This window comes from Paenibacillus endoradicis (assembly GCF_024721975.1).
On sequence record NZ_JANQBB010000005.1, the window covers coordinates 369,095 to 383,607 of the forward strand.

Annotated in this window: 16 protein-coding genes and 1 other annotated feature; of the genes, 11 read left to right on the forward strand and 5 right to left on the reverse strand. The window is 38.5% G+C overall.

Annotated elements, in window-relative coordinates:
- Positions 1–55 precede the first annotated feature (55 nt).
- The 5 genes from glgB to NV377_RS18130 all read left to right on the forward strand — a co-directional run bounded on the left by glgB (position 56) and on the right by NV377_RS18130 (position 7,909).
- Complete coding sequence (gene glgB / locus NV377_RS18110; RefSeq protein ID WP_258202199.1) at positions 56–1,960, forward strand: 1,4-alpha-glucan branching protein GlgB; 1,905 nt, start codon at positions 56–58, stop codon at positions 1,958–1,960.
- Positions 1,961–1,976: 16 nt separating this feature from the next.
- Complete coding sequence (locus NV377_RS18115) at positions 1,977–3,137, forward strand: glucose-1-phosphate adenylyltransferase (RefSeq protein WP_258202200.1); 1,161 nt, start codon at positions 1,977–1,979, stop codon at positions 3,135–3,137.
- Positions 3,137–4,252: a glucose-1-phosphate adenylyltransferase subunit GlgD gene (gene glgD, locus NV377_RS18120; protein ID WP_258202201.1), complete on the forward strand. Its 1,116-nt coding sequence runs from the start codon at positions 3,137–3,139 to the stop codon at positions 4,250–4,252. The genes NV377_RS18115 and glgD overlap by 1 nt, the downstream gene beginning before the upstream one ends.
- A gap of 246 nt (positions 4,253–4,498) precedes the next feature.
- Positions 4,499–5,923, forward strand: coding sequence for a glycogen synthase GlgA (gene glgA / locus NV377_RS18125; protein ID WP_258202202.1), 1,425 nt, complete (start codon positions 4,499–4,501; stop codon positions 5,921–5,923).
- A gap of 18 nt (positions 5,924–5,941) precedes the next feature.
- Positions 5,942–7,909 (forward strand): glycoside hydrolase family 15 protein, encoded by a 1,968-nt coding sequence (locus NV377_RS18130; protein ID WP_258202203.1) that lies wholly within the window; start codon positions 5,942–5,944, stop codon positions 7,907–7,909.
- A gap of 87 nt (positions 7,910–7,996) precedes the next feature.
- Here the strand turns inward: NV377_RS18130 and NV377_RS18135 are convergent, their stop codons facing one another.
- Genes NV377_RS18135 through NV377_RS18155 form a run of 5 tightly spaced genes read right to left on the reverse strand, consistent with a single transcriptional unit; the run spans position 7,997 to position 9,959 of the window.
- The gene (locus NV377_RS18135; protein ID WP_258202204.1) at positions 7,997–8,434 is read right to left on the reverse strand and encodes a spore germination protein GerPE; all 438 of its coding nucleotides are present in this window, start codon (positions 8,432–8,434) and stop codon (positions 7,997–7,999) included.
- Positions 8,424–8,675: a spore germination protein GerPD gene (locus tag NV377_RS18140; RefSeq protein ID WP_258202205.1), complete on the reverse strand. Its 252-nt coding sequence runs from the start codon at positions 8,673–8,675 to the stop codon at positions 8,424–8,426. Before NV377_RS18140 ends, NV377_RS18135 begins: the two co-directional genes overlap by 11 nt.
- A gap of 10 nt (positions 8,676–8,685) precedes the next feature.
- Positions 8,686–9,492: a spore germination protein GerPC gene (gene gerPC, locus NV377_RS18145; protein WP_258202206.1), complete on the reverse strand. Its 807-nt coding sequence runs from the start codon at positions 9,490–9,492 to the stop codon at positions 8,686–8,688.
- Positions 9,493–9,525: 33 nt separating this feature from the next.
- A complete protein-coding gene (locus tag NV377_RS25815) occupies positions 9,526–9,735 on the reverse strand; it encodes a spore germination protein GerPB (RefSeq protein ID WP_308860171.1) in 210 nt (69 codons plus the stop codon).
- 5 nt (positions 9,736–9,740) lie between these two features.
- A complete protein-coding gene (locus NV377_RS18155; protein WP_258202207.1) occupies positions 9,741–9,959 on the reverse strand; it encodes a spore germination protein in 219 nt (72 codons plus the stop codon).
- A gap of 136 nt (positions 9,960–10,095) precedes the next feature.
- On the opposite strand from NV377_RS18155, the gene NV377_RS18160 reads away from it, so the two are divergent.
- The 6 genes from NV377_RS18160 (at position 10,096) to metG (ending at position 14,355) form a co-directional block, all read left to right on the forward strand.
- The gene (locus NV377_RS18160; protein WP_258202208.1) at positions 10,096–10,524 is read left to right on the forward strand and encodes an Hsp20/alpha crystallin family protein; all 429 of its coding nucleotides are present in this window, start codon (positions 10,096–10,098) and stop codon (positions 10,522–10,524) included.
- Positions 10,525–10,589: 65 nt separating this feature from the next.
- Positions 10,590–10,790 carry a hypothetical protein gene (locus NV377_RS18165; RefSeq protein ID WP_258202209.1) on the forward strand — a complete coding sequence of 67 codons (201 nt, stop codon included), beginning with the start codon at positions 10,590–10,592 and terminating at the stop codon, positions 10,788–10,790.
- Between the two features lie 17 nt (positions 10,791–10,807).
- The gene (locus NV377_RS18170) at positions 10,808–11,032 is read left to right on the forward strand and encodes a hypothetical protein (RefSeq protein ID WP_258202210.1); all 225 of its coding nucleotides are present in this window, start codon (positions 10,808–10,810) and stop codon (positions 11,030–11,032) included.
- 73 nt (positions 11,033–11,105) lie between these two features.
- Entirely contained in the window at positions 11,106–11,543 is a 438-nt protein-coding gene (locus NV377_RS18175) for a Fur family transcriptional regulator (protein ID WP_258202211.1), read from the forward strand.
- 2 nt (positions 11,544–11,545) lie between these two features.
- The gene (yidD, locus tag NV377_RS18180) at positions 11,546–11,794 is read left to right on the forward strand and encodes a membrane protein insertion efficiency factor YidD (RefSeq protein WP_258202212.1); all 249 of its coding nucleotides are present in this window, start codon (positions 11,546–11,548) and stop codon (positions 11,792–11,794) included.
- Positions 11,795–11,864: 70 nt separating this feature from the next.
- Positions 11,865–12,115: a binding site (T-box leader), on the forward strand.
- A gap of 278 nt (positions 12,116–12,393) precedes the next feature.
- The gene (gene metG / locus NV377_RS18185; RefSeq protein WP_258202213.1) at positions 12,394–14,355 is read left to right on the forward strand and encodes a methionine--tRNA ligase; all 1,962 of its coding nucleotides are present in this window, start codon (positions 12,394–12,396) and stop codon (positions 14,353–14,355) included.
- Positions 14,356–14,513 lie beyond the last annotated feature (158 nt).

The following is a 14,513-nucleotide window of genomic DNA, read 5'->3' on the forward strand; positions in this document are numbered from 1 at the left end:
ATGATTATGTAAATAATATAATAGATTTATAGCCAAACCTACTGGGGGTGAAGTGATGGATACTGCAATGTTCGGTATTACAGAGCAGGATCTCTATTTATTCAATCGTGGTTCATCGCATCATAGCTATAGGTTTATGGGGGCACATCCTGTCTACTGGGAAGGCGAAGATGGTATTCGATTTGCTGTATGGGCACCTAATGCAATAGAAGTCTCGGTTGTTGGTGATTTCAATCAATGGAATGGTCATCATCATAAATTGAGTAGAGTAGCGAGATCTGGTGTTTTTGTAACATTTATTCCCCATTTGAAAGTTGGCACACTCTATAAGTATGAAATCTTAACTAATTACAATGAACGAAAAGTGAAAAGTGATCCTTACGCTTTTTATAGTGAGCGACGACCTAATACAGCATCTATTGTAGAAGGTTTACCAGCCTTTAATTGGACCGATCAGAACTGGTATCGTGAGCAATCTATAAAGCCATCTTATGAAAAACCGATGTTAATTTATGAGGTTCATGCAGGATCATGGAAAATAAAAGGTAAAGAAGATTACTATACGTACACCGAGTTAGCAGAACATCTCGTTCCGTATGCAGCAGATTGGGGATATACTCATATTGAGTTATTGCCAATTACAGAGCATCCACTCGATCAGTCTTGGGGGTATCAAGTTGTTGGATTTTATAGTCCAACGAGTAGATTTGGATCTCCGGAACAACTGAAGCAATTGATTAATGAATGTCATAGACATCATATTGGTGTTATCTTGGATTGGGTTCCTGGTCATTTCTGTAAAGACGATCATGGCTTAAGATCATTCGATGGTACACCAATTTTTGAAGGTGCAGATTGGAAGCGAGCTGAGCTACCGTTATGGGGCACATTAAGCTTCGATTACAGTAAACATGAAGTTCAAAGTTTTCTTGTTTCAAACGCTATTTATTGGTTAGATCAATTTCATTTTGATGGCTTACGTGTTGATGCCGTTGCTTCTATGCTCGACCTTCACATGGATAAGCCACCTGAATTGCATACATTAAATGCTGATGGCGGTCATATTAATTTACACGCTATCGCATTCCTCCACAAATTAAATGAAACTATATTTCATTATTACCCCGACGTATTGATGTTAGCGGAGGATTCCTCATCCTACGCATCCGTAACAAAGCCAACTTATATGGGAGGCTTAGGATTTAACTACAAATGGAATATGGGCTGGATGAACGATATGCTCAAATACATGTCTCTCCCGCCGTCAACCCGCACAGAACGTCATCAACTCATAACTTTTTCTATATGGTACGCTTTCAACGAAAATTATGTATTACCACTTTCTCATGATGAAGTTGTTCATGGGAAACGTTCCCTACTTAATAAAATGTGGGGGAATTACGATCAAAAATTCGCGCAATTGCGATTATTTTATGGATACTGGATGACTCATCCTGGTAAAAAATTGCTCTTTATGGGTAGTGAATGGGGCCAATTCGATGAGTGGAAAGATCAAGATATGCTTGATTGGATTGTTCTGCAATACGATGCACATCAAAAAATGCATCATTATTCTAAACAATTGAATTGGTTATACCGTAACACACCTATTCTTTGGGAAAATGAGTTTAATCCGAGCACATTTGACTGGATTGATGTAAATAATGCAGAGCAATCTGTCATCTCTTTCAGCAGGAAAAGTCAATCTGGAGTGCTTGTAGTTGTCGTAAATTTCTCTCCGCATTATTACGCTCCTTATCGTATTGGAGTGCCACAAAAAGGCATATATACGATCCTGTTGCATAGTAATGAACTGGAGTACGGTGGTACAACCGAACATGTTCAGCGAGAGGTACATAGCGAATCGATCGGTATTCATGGTCGTGAGCAAAGTATTTCTATTGAACTCCCCCCATTTACATTCATGCTATACACACTTCATTCGGGGGACACCATTTAACAAGGAGATGATGTCCATGGTTCGAAAAGAAATGATAGCAATGTTATTAGCCGGTGGTGAAGGTAAAAGATTAGGTGTATTAACGAAAGATTTAGCAAAACCCGCTGTTTTTTTTGGTGGGAAATATAGAATTATAGATTTTACACTTAGTAATTGTGCACATTCAGGGATAGATACTGTTGGTGTCCTTACACAGTATCAACCTTTAGAACTTAATCGGTATCTCGGAATTGGCACACCATGGGGACTTGATCGTCGTGATGGTGGGATGACAATTCTACCTCCTTATATGCAAAAAGAAGGCGGCGTCTGGTACAAGGGAACAGCCAATGCCATTTATCAAAACATTTCATTTATTGAACGATATGATCCGGAGTATGTGCTAATCATTTCAGGTGATCACATCTATAAGATGGATTATGATCTTATGTTGCAAAATCATAAAAAAACAGGTGCAGCAGTTACGATCGCTGGTTTTGAGGTTGATTGGAAAGATGCTAGCCGATTTGGATTGATGCATATTGATGATGATTCCGTCATTACTGGTTTTGAAGAGAAGCCGAAAAATCCAACTAGTAATTTAGCGTCGATGGGCGTTTATATATTTAATTGGAATGATTTGAAACAGTATTTGGTTAACGATGAAGACAATGTCTTATCGAGCAACGATTTTGGTAAAGATATCATTCCGGCAATGATGGATGATAGTTTATTATGTTCTTGCTATATTTTTGATGGATATTGGAAAGATGTAGGAACGATTGATAGTTTATGGGAAGGTAATATGGACTTGTTAGAAGATGAACCTTCGCTTGATCTTGGTGACCCTAACTGGCGTATTTACTCAGTAAATCCTAATCAACCTGCACAATTTGTAACTGCAACTGCAAAAGTAACTTCTAGTCTTATTACAGAAGGATGTTTTGTCGAAGGTGATGTTGACCGTTCTATATTGTTCTATGGTGTAACGGTTTCTGAAGGTAGTGTTGTGAAGGAATCTGTCATTATGCCTAAAGTAAAGGTGGGAAAAAACGTTCAAATCTATCGAGCGATTATCGGTGATGGGGCAATTATTGAAGATGATGCTGTTATAGGTACAGCTGATAGTGATGAAATAACGGTTATTCCAGTTGGTGAGCATGTGTATCCACAGGATCAATTGATGGGGGTGGAGTAATGAAGAAGCAAAAGATTATGGGCGTTATTAATCTTATTCATGAAAAAGATGATCTTGATGCATTAACACTAGGCCGTTGTACCGCAACTGTTCCATTCGGATCTCGCTATCGTATTATTGATTTTACATTATCCAATATGGTTAATTCACGAATCAATGAAGTAGGTATCTTTGTCCATCGCAAATATCGCTCGCTAATGGATCATATCGGAAGTGGGAAAAGTTGGGACTTACAACATCGTCAAAGTGGATTATTTGTATTACCTCCTATAACTGACGACGTCCAAGAATTAAGTCGTGGTGATCTATTTCATTTTTACCAAAATCGTGATTACTTCTTACGTTCACAGCCAGAATATGTGCTAATTACACGTAGTCATATGATTTGTAATATTGATTATCAACAAGTGCTTGCTTTCCACCTAGAGCAAGAAGCCGATATTACTGTTGTATGTAAAGAAAGCATTGAACCATTACTTGGTAGAGCTAGAAAAGTACGTATGAATGAGTCAGGTAGAATTACTGAAATTCAAGATTCTTATGGTCCTATGATAAGTGATTTTTCGAATATGGAAATGTATTTGATGAAGAAAGAGTTACTTATGGATCTAGTTGAAACATCATTAGCTAAAGGGCAAGATCATCTTGTAAGACATGCTATTTTCTCTAAATTAGATCAGTTGAAAGTGTTTGGTTATATTCATGATGGTTTCCTAGCATGCGTGAATACGATAAATAGTTACTATGGTAATAGTATGAAATTGCTTAATCCTCAAGTGTGGAAGGAGCTATTCTACGAGCCAGGTCCGATCTATACAAAAGTAAAAGATGGTCCTCCAGCCAGGTATAAGCAAGATGCTGTCGTTGAACAGTCTATTATTGCAAATGGTTGTCTAATAGAAGGTACTGTACGTAATAGTATCCTGTTCCGCGGGGTACATGTTCATAAAGGGGCAGTTGTTGAAGATAGTATTATTATGCAAAATGGAGTCATTCTACCAAATAGTATTGTGAAATGTAGCATCTTCGATAAGGATGTTGTCATTGAGGAAAATAGGGAAGTTCGGGGCGTTGAGACTGGACCTTACCTTGCACCAAAGCGTCGTATTATCTAAAAATTCCAATAAAGGTTCAAAAAGTGGGCTTTCAGAATCGAGAAGATGAGACGCTACTTGAGAAAGGCGGAAGCGCAAGTGTACGTGATTGGTACACGCGAACCTACGATGTTTCTTTAAGAAACATACATTGGAAGCTTATGCCGTACTTTCCAAGTTCGTTTCATAGTCGATGTCGAGCATGCTACAACATGTTACTTCGTTATCAAAGCCCGCTTTTTGAACTACATTTAGGAGGTAGAGAGAATGAACGTACTGTTTGTAACTTCTGAAGCTGTGCCTGTTGCTAAGAGTGGTGGATTAGCTGATGTTGCAGGTGCACTGCCAAAGGCATTAGATGTGCAAGATGTAAAGACAAGCATTGTATTACCTAAATACGGTTCCATTAAGCCTCAATACTTAGAACATTTCTCGCGCATAGCAGAATTTGAGGTAGGTTTTGGTTGGCGCAATCAATATTGCGGATTATGGAGGGGCGAACTTGAGGGAATAACTTATTATCTGATCGATAATGAGCATTATTTCAAGCGAAGTGGCTTATACGGATATGGCGACGACGCTGAACGATTCGTGTTCTTCTCAGCCGCAGTTCTCGAGGCAGGACCATATTACGGACAAAAGTTCGATATCGTCCATTGTAATGATTGGCAAACAGGACTAATCCCATTCTTACTGCGTACGAGATATGAATTTCATCCCGATTGGTCACAGTCTCGTTCCGTATACACCATACATAATCTGATGTATCAAGGTATATACAGTATTGATAATATGAAAGAATTGCTAGGCATTGGAGATAAATATTTCAATGCTGAAGGACTTGAATTTTTCGGGAATGCAAGTTGTATGAAGGCAGGATTACAATATGCGGACAAGCTTACAACGGTGAGTCCTTCGTATGCAGAGGAAATTCAAACCGCTTATTATGGCGAGAAGATGGAATCTTTACTTCAATATCGGCGTGAAGATTTGATTGGAATCGTTAATGGAATTGATGAGAAAATGTTTGATCCAATGACGGATACCCATCTTATAGCACCTTATCGTCACTCGCTTTCTCGTAAAAAGAAAAATAAGACAGATTTACAAGCTGAAATGGGATTACCACAAGATGCTGATGTTCCTTTACTCGGTGTTGTTTCTAGATTGGTAGAGCAGAAAGGCTTCGATCTAATCATTGCTACATTGGACGAGCTATTACAAGACGATGTACAGATAATTATTCTAGGTTCTGGCGATGAGAAGTATGAGAAGTATTTCTACGAAGCTTCATTAAGGCATCCTACAAAATTAAGATTTTGGTTAGGTTACAGTGATCGAATAGCAAGTAGGATATATGGTGGAGCGGATTTGTTCTTGATGCCATCACGTTTTGAACCATGTGGTTTAAGCCAATTAATCTCACTAAGATATCGTACTGTTCCAATTGTGAGAGAAACTGGTGGGTTACGGGACACGGTTATTCCTTATAATGAATATACTTATTCTGGGAATGGATTCACATTTACGAACTATAATGCACATGATTACTTATATACCGTTCGTCATGCACTCCAATTATACAGTGATCAAGAGGTATGGAAACGAATTGTAGATAATGGTTCTCGAGAAGATTATAGTTGGAATCGCTCAGCGAAACTATATAAAAAGCTATATCAACAACTTAGCTAAAGGAGAGGGGATAGCTTCATGGCACGTCACTTAGTTGTAGGTAATGGAAAGATGCTGCTTAATATGGATCAGCACGGTTTTATTAGGGATATCTATTATCCGTATGTAGGGCAACTGAATCATGTCGGAGGACATTATTGCCGAGTTGGAATTTGGGTACAAGGTGAGTTTTCATGGTTAGATCATGCGGAGTGGAAGTTTGAACATGATTATATGGAAGACTCGCTAGTTACCAACGTTATAGCTAGGCATGATCGATTAGGCATTGAATTACAAATTAATGACGGAATTCATCAAAGAGAATGTATTTTCATTAAACAGGTGACAATACGCAATCATCGTGATGAAGCTCGTGAAGTGAGACTTTTCTTCCATCAAGATCTAATGATCGAGGGGACAGAAGTCGGAGATACAGCAGTATATTATCCTGAAAATCATACGATCTACCATTACAAGCGTTCTAATTACTTTATGTTTAATGGTTTCTCAGATGAAGGTGGAATCTTACAATATTCTACTGGTGTGAAACGATTCAATACAGCCGAAGGAACATGGCGGGACGCCGAAGATGGTACACTTATGGGAAATACGATTGCTCAAGGTTCAGTTGATAGTACCCTTAGTTTCCGAACCATCGTTGGTGCCCATAGTGAAAAGACTATTTTTTACTGGATGTCTATCGGTCCTAACCTGGAAGAAGTAAAACGACTAGATCAATATGTTCGTGAACATCATCCAGAAAAACTATTAAGTCGTGTAGTCGTATATTGGAATCATTGGTTACAGCGCGCAGAGTCTGATCTTGGAGATTTGCCGAATGAGGTACGCAAATTGTTCAAATTAAGCTTATTGCTTGTTCGAACACAGACAGACGAGAAGGGCGCTATTCTGGCTGCAAATGATACAGATATTTTGCAGTACAATCGAGACCACTATAGCTATATGTGGCCACGAGACGGAGCGCTAGTGGCTGATGCAATGTCATTAGCAGGGTATCAAAGTATGATTGCACCATTCTTCCAATTTTGTGCGAATACGATTTCGTCCGAAGGATATTTGTATCACAAGTACAATCCAGATGGAACGGTGGGTTCAAGTTGGCATCCTTATATCGTTCAAGGAAGTCGTCGACTACCAATCCAAGAGGATGAGACAGCATTAGTTCTCTTTGCATTATGGCAAGATTACTCTCGCCATCAAGTAATTGAGCTACCCCAAGGTTTGTATACAAAACTTATTCGGAAAGCAGCTAACTTCTTAAGTAGTTATATTGAAGAAGACATGAATTTGCCCAAACCAAGTTATGATTTATGGGAAGAACGCTACGGAATATGGACGTACACTGTAGCGTCTGTGTACGGAGGATTAATATCAGCAGCTTCATTCACCGATTTATTCGGAGACTATGAGCGAAGCGATCATTATCGTAGTACTGCTGAAAGAGTAAAAAGAGGAATGCTTGAACATTTGTGGGATGAAGAAGCAGGACGTTTCGCTCGTGGTCTAGTGATGAAAGATAACGTATGGGTGAAGGATATGACACTAGAAAGTAGTATGTTTGGCATTCTAGATTTTGGCGTACTTCCTGTAGATGACCATCGCGTACAAAAGACAATGTTAGCGATTAAGCAAGGGTTACAGGTAAAAACAGAAATAGGCGGAATTGCTCGTTATATGAATGACTACTATTTCCAACAATCTGGTGATATTGAGCGTATACCGGGAAATCCATGGATTATATGTACATTATGGGTAGCTAACTTTGAGATAGAGTCTGCCAAAACCATTGCTGATCTTGAAAGTCCAAGGCGTACGTTGGAGTGGGTATCACAACATTCCTTATCTAGCGGAGTATTGCCCGAACAATTGAATCCATTTGATGGAACACCATTGTCTGTAGCGCCGTTAACATGGTCACATGCTACGGTTGTTCAATCGGTATGCAAATACGCAGCGAAATATAAGCAATTAAGCCAAACAGTGTAGCTTATTTACTCTGAATTAAGTAATAACTATATGACGAACAGATGGTCCATTCAATCGAATAACAAAAAGAGTATCCTCTCTTAACCGTTATGGTGAGAAAGGATACTCTTTTTTGTGTGGTTTGGAAGTGAAATATTGCTCAAAGCTTTTCGAGCGGTACTCAGAATTAAGACGCTTGCCATTACCTATCTGGATATTCGACGCGTCAGAGTTAGATATTACTTTCAGTCGACCGATGGTGATATCTGGTATAGCATTTAGATCCAACGGTTGTTCTATATTAGATTCTCGCTCAATAATCCGACTAGGTGAGAGGAAGCATTGTAGATTAAGAGATGGCCGACAAAATATATGATATTGATTAAAGTTAGGCTCATCTCCCGTATTTCTTGTTATGTCTTGTAATACGACAATACTTCTACTAAACAACGAAGTGTTGTCGCGATCACCAACTTGAATGATGGAACTCGAGGAATTACTAATAATATTTAACTTTGTAACGCTTGAGAGCGTATTATGACTCATGGCGATATTTCCCCTTACTAACTATGGGCTCAGGTAATTGAATTAACTTGCCAGATGGACATAAAGCAGGCTTTGAGGCTGAATTAAATGGTCCAATTTGAATACCATCGGGTGGTGATTCAATGATTGAATAAAGTACAACTTGGTCGTTATCTCCTATTTGGATATTAGAACAACTTGAGTTGGCTATGATATCAATCTGTTCCACATGTAGATGCTGCTCTTGAATAATTATTTTCATCGGATATCTCCTATCGCTCGGCTTGCTCTTGCAAATAGTATGTGATAGCAGTCTCTACATCGTGCCATGTGCGCTCACTTACTGATTTCTCAATCTGTTCCCATTCACGTTGTAGCTCTTGATCAGAAGATGAATCAATTCGGTTCAATGAAGGTGCTTCATCGGCCACGTAATGATGAATTCGTGCCTCAATTTGCTTTTCCAGATCAACTATGATTTGAGAGATATGATCATCATCCACGGGACTACGCAATTGTGAACTCATTTTGCGAATAAAGGTTACTCCCTGTTCATGGAGATAATTGCGTAGTTTTTCATACAAATACTGCTCAAATCCAGCAGGCAGGTTCGGTAAGTTTTCTGTTGGCGGGGCATTATTTGCTGCAGGGATGCTATTATTCACGGTTGTTTTAATTGGTTTGGATAGATCATGAGCTGAATTACCTTCCATAGTTTTAACCTTAGATTTTAGATGTGATGAATTACCATGAACATTTTTCTGTTTCATTGCTAAATCTTCTATCATCGTTGGCAATTGACTGCCACTTGCTGTCGACATACCAATTTGTAAGGAACCTTCTAATGTTTCTACTTTTAATTGATCAAAATGATATTCGATTTTATCAACATGAAATACTGGAGGGTTACTGGAGTTTTGATTTTGTTGATGATTTGTTAGCTGTTGCTCAAGTTGGGATATTGTTAACTGTAATGTATCAATCGTATCTTGTTGTTCTTGCAGTCGTTGTTCGATACGGAACGCCCATTGTTGCCATGGGTTTAACTGCGAAGATGTCGAAGATTCAGAGTTATACATCGTAGATCAAGCCCTTCTATAATTAAATTATTATTATCTAGGATTTGGAAGCGGGACTAGAAAAGGTGTGAATTGGTCAATTGGGTAAGGTAAATGATGTCCTGTTGTTGGAGGTAATGTTTGTGTAGAGACATGAGAAATAGCAGAAATAGCTCCTGAAGTACCAATTTGAAAAACGGAGCTATTCGAAATCGTCTCAATATGAATACTATGAATGTTGATTTGTTGCTGTACAGTTAACATATCGATCACAAGACTCCACTGACGTTGTCGACAAGATCATTATCTAATGAATTGGTAGCACTTAGTCCCGTATTAGAATTTGCTAAGCTACCCGTTAAGAAGGAACCTGCTCCAGCATAGGTTTTGGAAGAACTAGAAGGTGATACTTGAACAGCATCGCCAAATTGTACAATTCCACTAGACCCGTTACTCACTACATTTACAAAGCCGACTATTGATGGCATGAACTCACCTGCTTCGAGTGTTTTATTGTAGTTTATGCATCAGTTGCCTAAGAGTTCCTAGATTGACAATGATAGTAGCCTACTTGTTGGCTCGTGCATAAGATAATCAATAAATGAATCGAACGAGGTGAGATTATTGAAAAATTGGGATGATTTCGAGAAGTGGTTTAGCAACGCTAATTTTCCGAAAAATTTGGAGAGCCTAAGGGAAATTCCAGTGCTCGATAATTGGATTAATCAGATAAAGCAAGCAACTACCGCTACACCTACAAATAAAAACGAGTATGCACCTAAAAGTAACGTTCAGATTAAAGAAGGAAAAGATGTGCTAGAAATAACGTTTCAACTACCAATAGGGTATGAACAAGATGAGATTCTGCTATTTGTGAGAGAAGACTTTGTAAAAATAGAAGGTTTACCGGATCAGCATATTGAATTGATAAAACTTCCGAAATTAGTGAAATCTAAAGAGTGCAAAGCAAAAATTGAGGAAGATAAGCTAATTATTCGACTTACTAAACGACCTAGACCAATAAAATTTTATCGACATTTTATAACAAACTAGCTAATAATCTCATGATCTAGTATAATGTCTAGTGATTACGATTAGATCGTGAAGGAGTGTCCACCGTGTCAGTAGTAGATGTAAGCGATGTTTCTGCGGATTTATTTATCATTGCTGTTGTATTTATTTTACTTATTTTTGGTTTATTAAGCTTTGGTATTTTGCAAATGTTTCAACAAAGATTCCGCTTGGGCTGGTACAATTTTGCAGGTGCTCTAGTAAGCTTTATTGTCCTTATGATTATTCTTAATATTTGGTATTTATAGCAAACGGGGGTTTCAGCATGTATTGGCAAGCAATATGGTTCGGCATTAATATATTGTTCGTCGCTTCACTTATTACGACGTTGTTTCTTCACCGATCTGTTTCAATGGCTCGTTTAACGCAAGCACCTGAGTCCAAGATCCGTCAATTGACAATTATTCGTAGTTTGCTATGGGGATTAACAACGGTATTTTTCTTAGGTATGTCTGGTGCTTTTATAGCTGATATGCATTATAACGGGTAAATACGAAGCTCTCTTAATGCAAGGGAGCTTTTCTCAATACATGACAATAACTTTTTAGTTAGGAGGGCTTTAGATGCAAACATTTGATGAGATTGTTACGCTTATGTCAGCAAGAGGTTTACGAGTTACAGATCAGCGTAAAACATTAGCAAAACTTTTCTCGGAAGCGATAGGCTATTTATCACCGAAAGATGTTTATGATCACATGGGAAAAACGTATTCAGGGCTTAGTTTTGATACGGTATATCGAAACCTTCGTGTTATGGAGGAATTAGGTGTGCTCGAACAAGTGATGTTTGAAGAAGGCGTGAAGTTTAAAATTCATTGCCGTGAAAATGATCATCACCATCATATGATCTGTCTCGGTTGTGGTAAAACTTATCCGATTAAGTTTTGTCCGATGGATCAAACGAATGTACCTACTGATTTCAAAGTGATCCGACATAAATTTGAAGTTTTCGGTCATTGCAAAGCTTGTGCTGAGGAAGAGCAAGTTCAAGGCGGCGAATAGGGATGAGTACGATTAATGTTATGAAATCAATCGCTCAAGCTCCGATTAAATTTTATCGTTTATTCATCTCGCCTCATAAGCCACCGACTTGTCGATTTTATCCGACTTGTTCAGCATATGGTCTTGAAGCGATAGAAAAACATGGTCCATTCAAAGGATCATGTTTAACCGTGAAGCGGATTAGCAAATGTCACCCTTTTCACCAAGGTGGCATAGACTATGTACCTGAACCAAAACCAAAGAATAAATAGCCTCACTTGACATTGACGTGTACATTTTTTATATTAGATATATAATAGTTCAAGTTCAAAATCTATAACATAATAACCAATGAAGAGATGAGTACAGTAACCTTCCTTTGTAGAGAGTACGGCGCTTGGTGGAAGCCGACATGTTGAAGGTATTGGAATATGGTCTTGGAGGTTCTTTGTTCGAGCGTATAACGTGAGGGCAAGGCGTATGTCTGCGATAAAGATATTGCCAGTTGGCAATCTAAGAAGCAAGACAAGCAGCTTTTTTGCAAGTCTTGGAATTTGGGTGGTACCACGTGAGTATTAACTCTCGTCCCATGTTGGACGAGAGTTTTTTGCGTTTTTTTCTGTATATAAAACGTTACATCGTGATCACAAGTGAGTATTTTGAATTACAATTTCAATGAAGGTTCAAAATACTTGCTTGTCAGCACCAAGAAAATGGTATGAAGCTAGGAAACGAGAAGCGGAGTGTACGTTATTGGTACACGAGCATCGCAGGCTTCCGATGAATGCCATCTTCGCCGTCGGTTATGCTATAAAACGTTACATCGTGATCACAATTGAGTATTTTGAACTACAATTAGGAGGGTGATACAATGTCCAGCAACAACAGCTTCTACATCACAACACCAATTTATTATCCGAGTGATAAGTTACATATCGGTCATGCATACACAACGGTAGCAGGAGACGCTACAGCACGTTACAAACGTCTACGTGGCTATGATGTATGGTATTTGACAGGTACAGATGAACATGGCCAAAAGATCGAGAGAAATGCTTTGAAAAGTGGGAAAACTCCTATTGAATTTGTTGATGAAATTGTTAGTGGAATTCAAAAGCTTTGGGCTAAGCTAGAAATCTCGAATGATGATTTCATTCGTACAACGGAAGAGCGTCACAAAGTCGTTGTTGAAAAACTATTCAAGCAATTACTCGATCAAGATGATATTTACAAAGGTTCCTATGAAGGATGGTACTGTACACCTTGTGAATCGTACTTCTTAGAAAATAAATTAGTAAACGGAAACTGTCCTGACTGTGGTCGTCCAGTTGAGCTTCTAAAAGAAGAAAGCTATTTCTTCCGTATGAGCAAATATGCAGATCGATTGCTTCAATACTATGAAGATCATCCTACGTTCATTCAACCGGAATCAAGACGTAATGAAATGATTAACAACTTCATTAAGCCAGGTCTAGAAGATCTAGCCGTATCTCGTACATCGTTCGATTGGGGAATTAAAGTTCCTGGAGATCCAAAGCATGTCATCTATGTATGGATTGATGCACTATCCAACTATATTACAGCTATCGGTTATGGTGATGATGCCAAAAAAGATATGTTCGAGAAATATTGGGCTGCAGATGTTCATCTCGTAGGGAAGGAAATCGTTCGTTTCCATACAATTTACTGGCCGATTATGTTAATGGCGCTAGACTTACCACTTCCGAAGAAGGTATTTGCACATGGTTGGTTACTAACGAAGGAAGGTAAAATGTCTAAATCTAAAGGGACAGTTATTGATCCTGTCGTTCTTATCGATCGTTACGGTCTAGATGCACTTCGTTATTACTTACTACGTGAAGTGCCGTTTGGTTCTGATGGTGAATTTACTCCTAATAACTTTATCGAACGTATTAACTTCGACCTTGCCAATGACTTAGGTAATTTATTGAATCGTACAGTGGCGATGATTGATAAATACTTCGATGGCAATATTCCAACAGACTTTGGAGTAACTTCTACATTCGATGAAGAATTAGAAAGCTATGCTAAATCTACTTTGAAACAAGTAGAGGAGGCTATGGATAATATGGAGTTCTCAGTGGCGCTAACTGCGATATGGAAATTTGTAAGTCGCACGAATAAATATATCGACGAAACTCAACCTTGGGCATTAGCGAAAGATCCAGCTGAAGTTACTAAGCTCGCTTCCGTAATGGGTCATCTAGCTGAATCACTTCGTTCGATTAGCATCATGATTCAACCATTCTTGACACATGCTCCGCGTCAAATGTGGTCACAACTAGGTATTGCTGATGGTGAGTTAACGGCTTGGAATAGCATTGCAGACTATAATAAAATTCCATCAGGTACGAAAGTCGTAAAAGCAGATCCTATTTTCCCTCGACTTGATCTAGAAGAGGAAGTAACATTCATTACTAGTTCAATGAAGGGCGGCAGTGCTACTGCTGAACCTACTCCTGCTATTGAAAAACCTGCTGATAGTAAAGAAGAGATCGGGATTGAAGATTTTGCTAAAGTAGAATTACGTGTTGCACAAGTGATTCAAGCTGAACCTGTACCAAAAGCTGATAAATTACTGAAGTTACAACTTGATCTAGGTTACGAGCAACGACAAGTTGTATCTGGTATTGCTAAGTTCTATAAACCAGAAGATCTTGTAGGCAAAAAGGTTATTTGTGTAACGAACTTGAAGCCAGTGAAACTACGTGGAGAACTATCTCAAGGAATGATTCTTGCTGCTTCTGTAGATGATCAACTTACGTTAACAACGGTACCAGACAGTATGCCTAATGGTGCAATTGTGAAATAATAAAATGTATGAAAGAGCTGTTTATTGCTAATGATGGCAATAAACAGCTCTTTTTTTGTTGGTATGAAACAGTTGACACTATTCTATTGAGCTACTATAATGAAAAGCGTAATAGTAACGATTACTATTAACAAAACGCATTTATAGGAGATTATAAG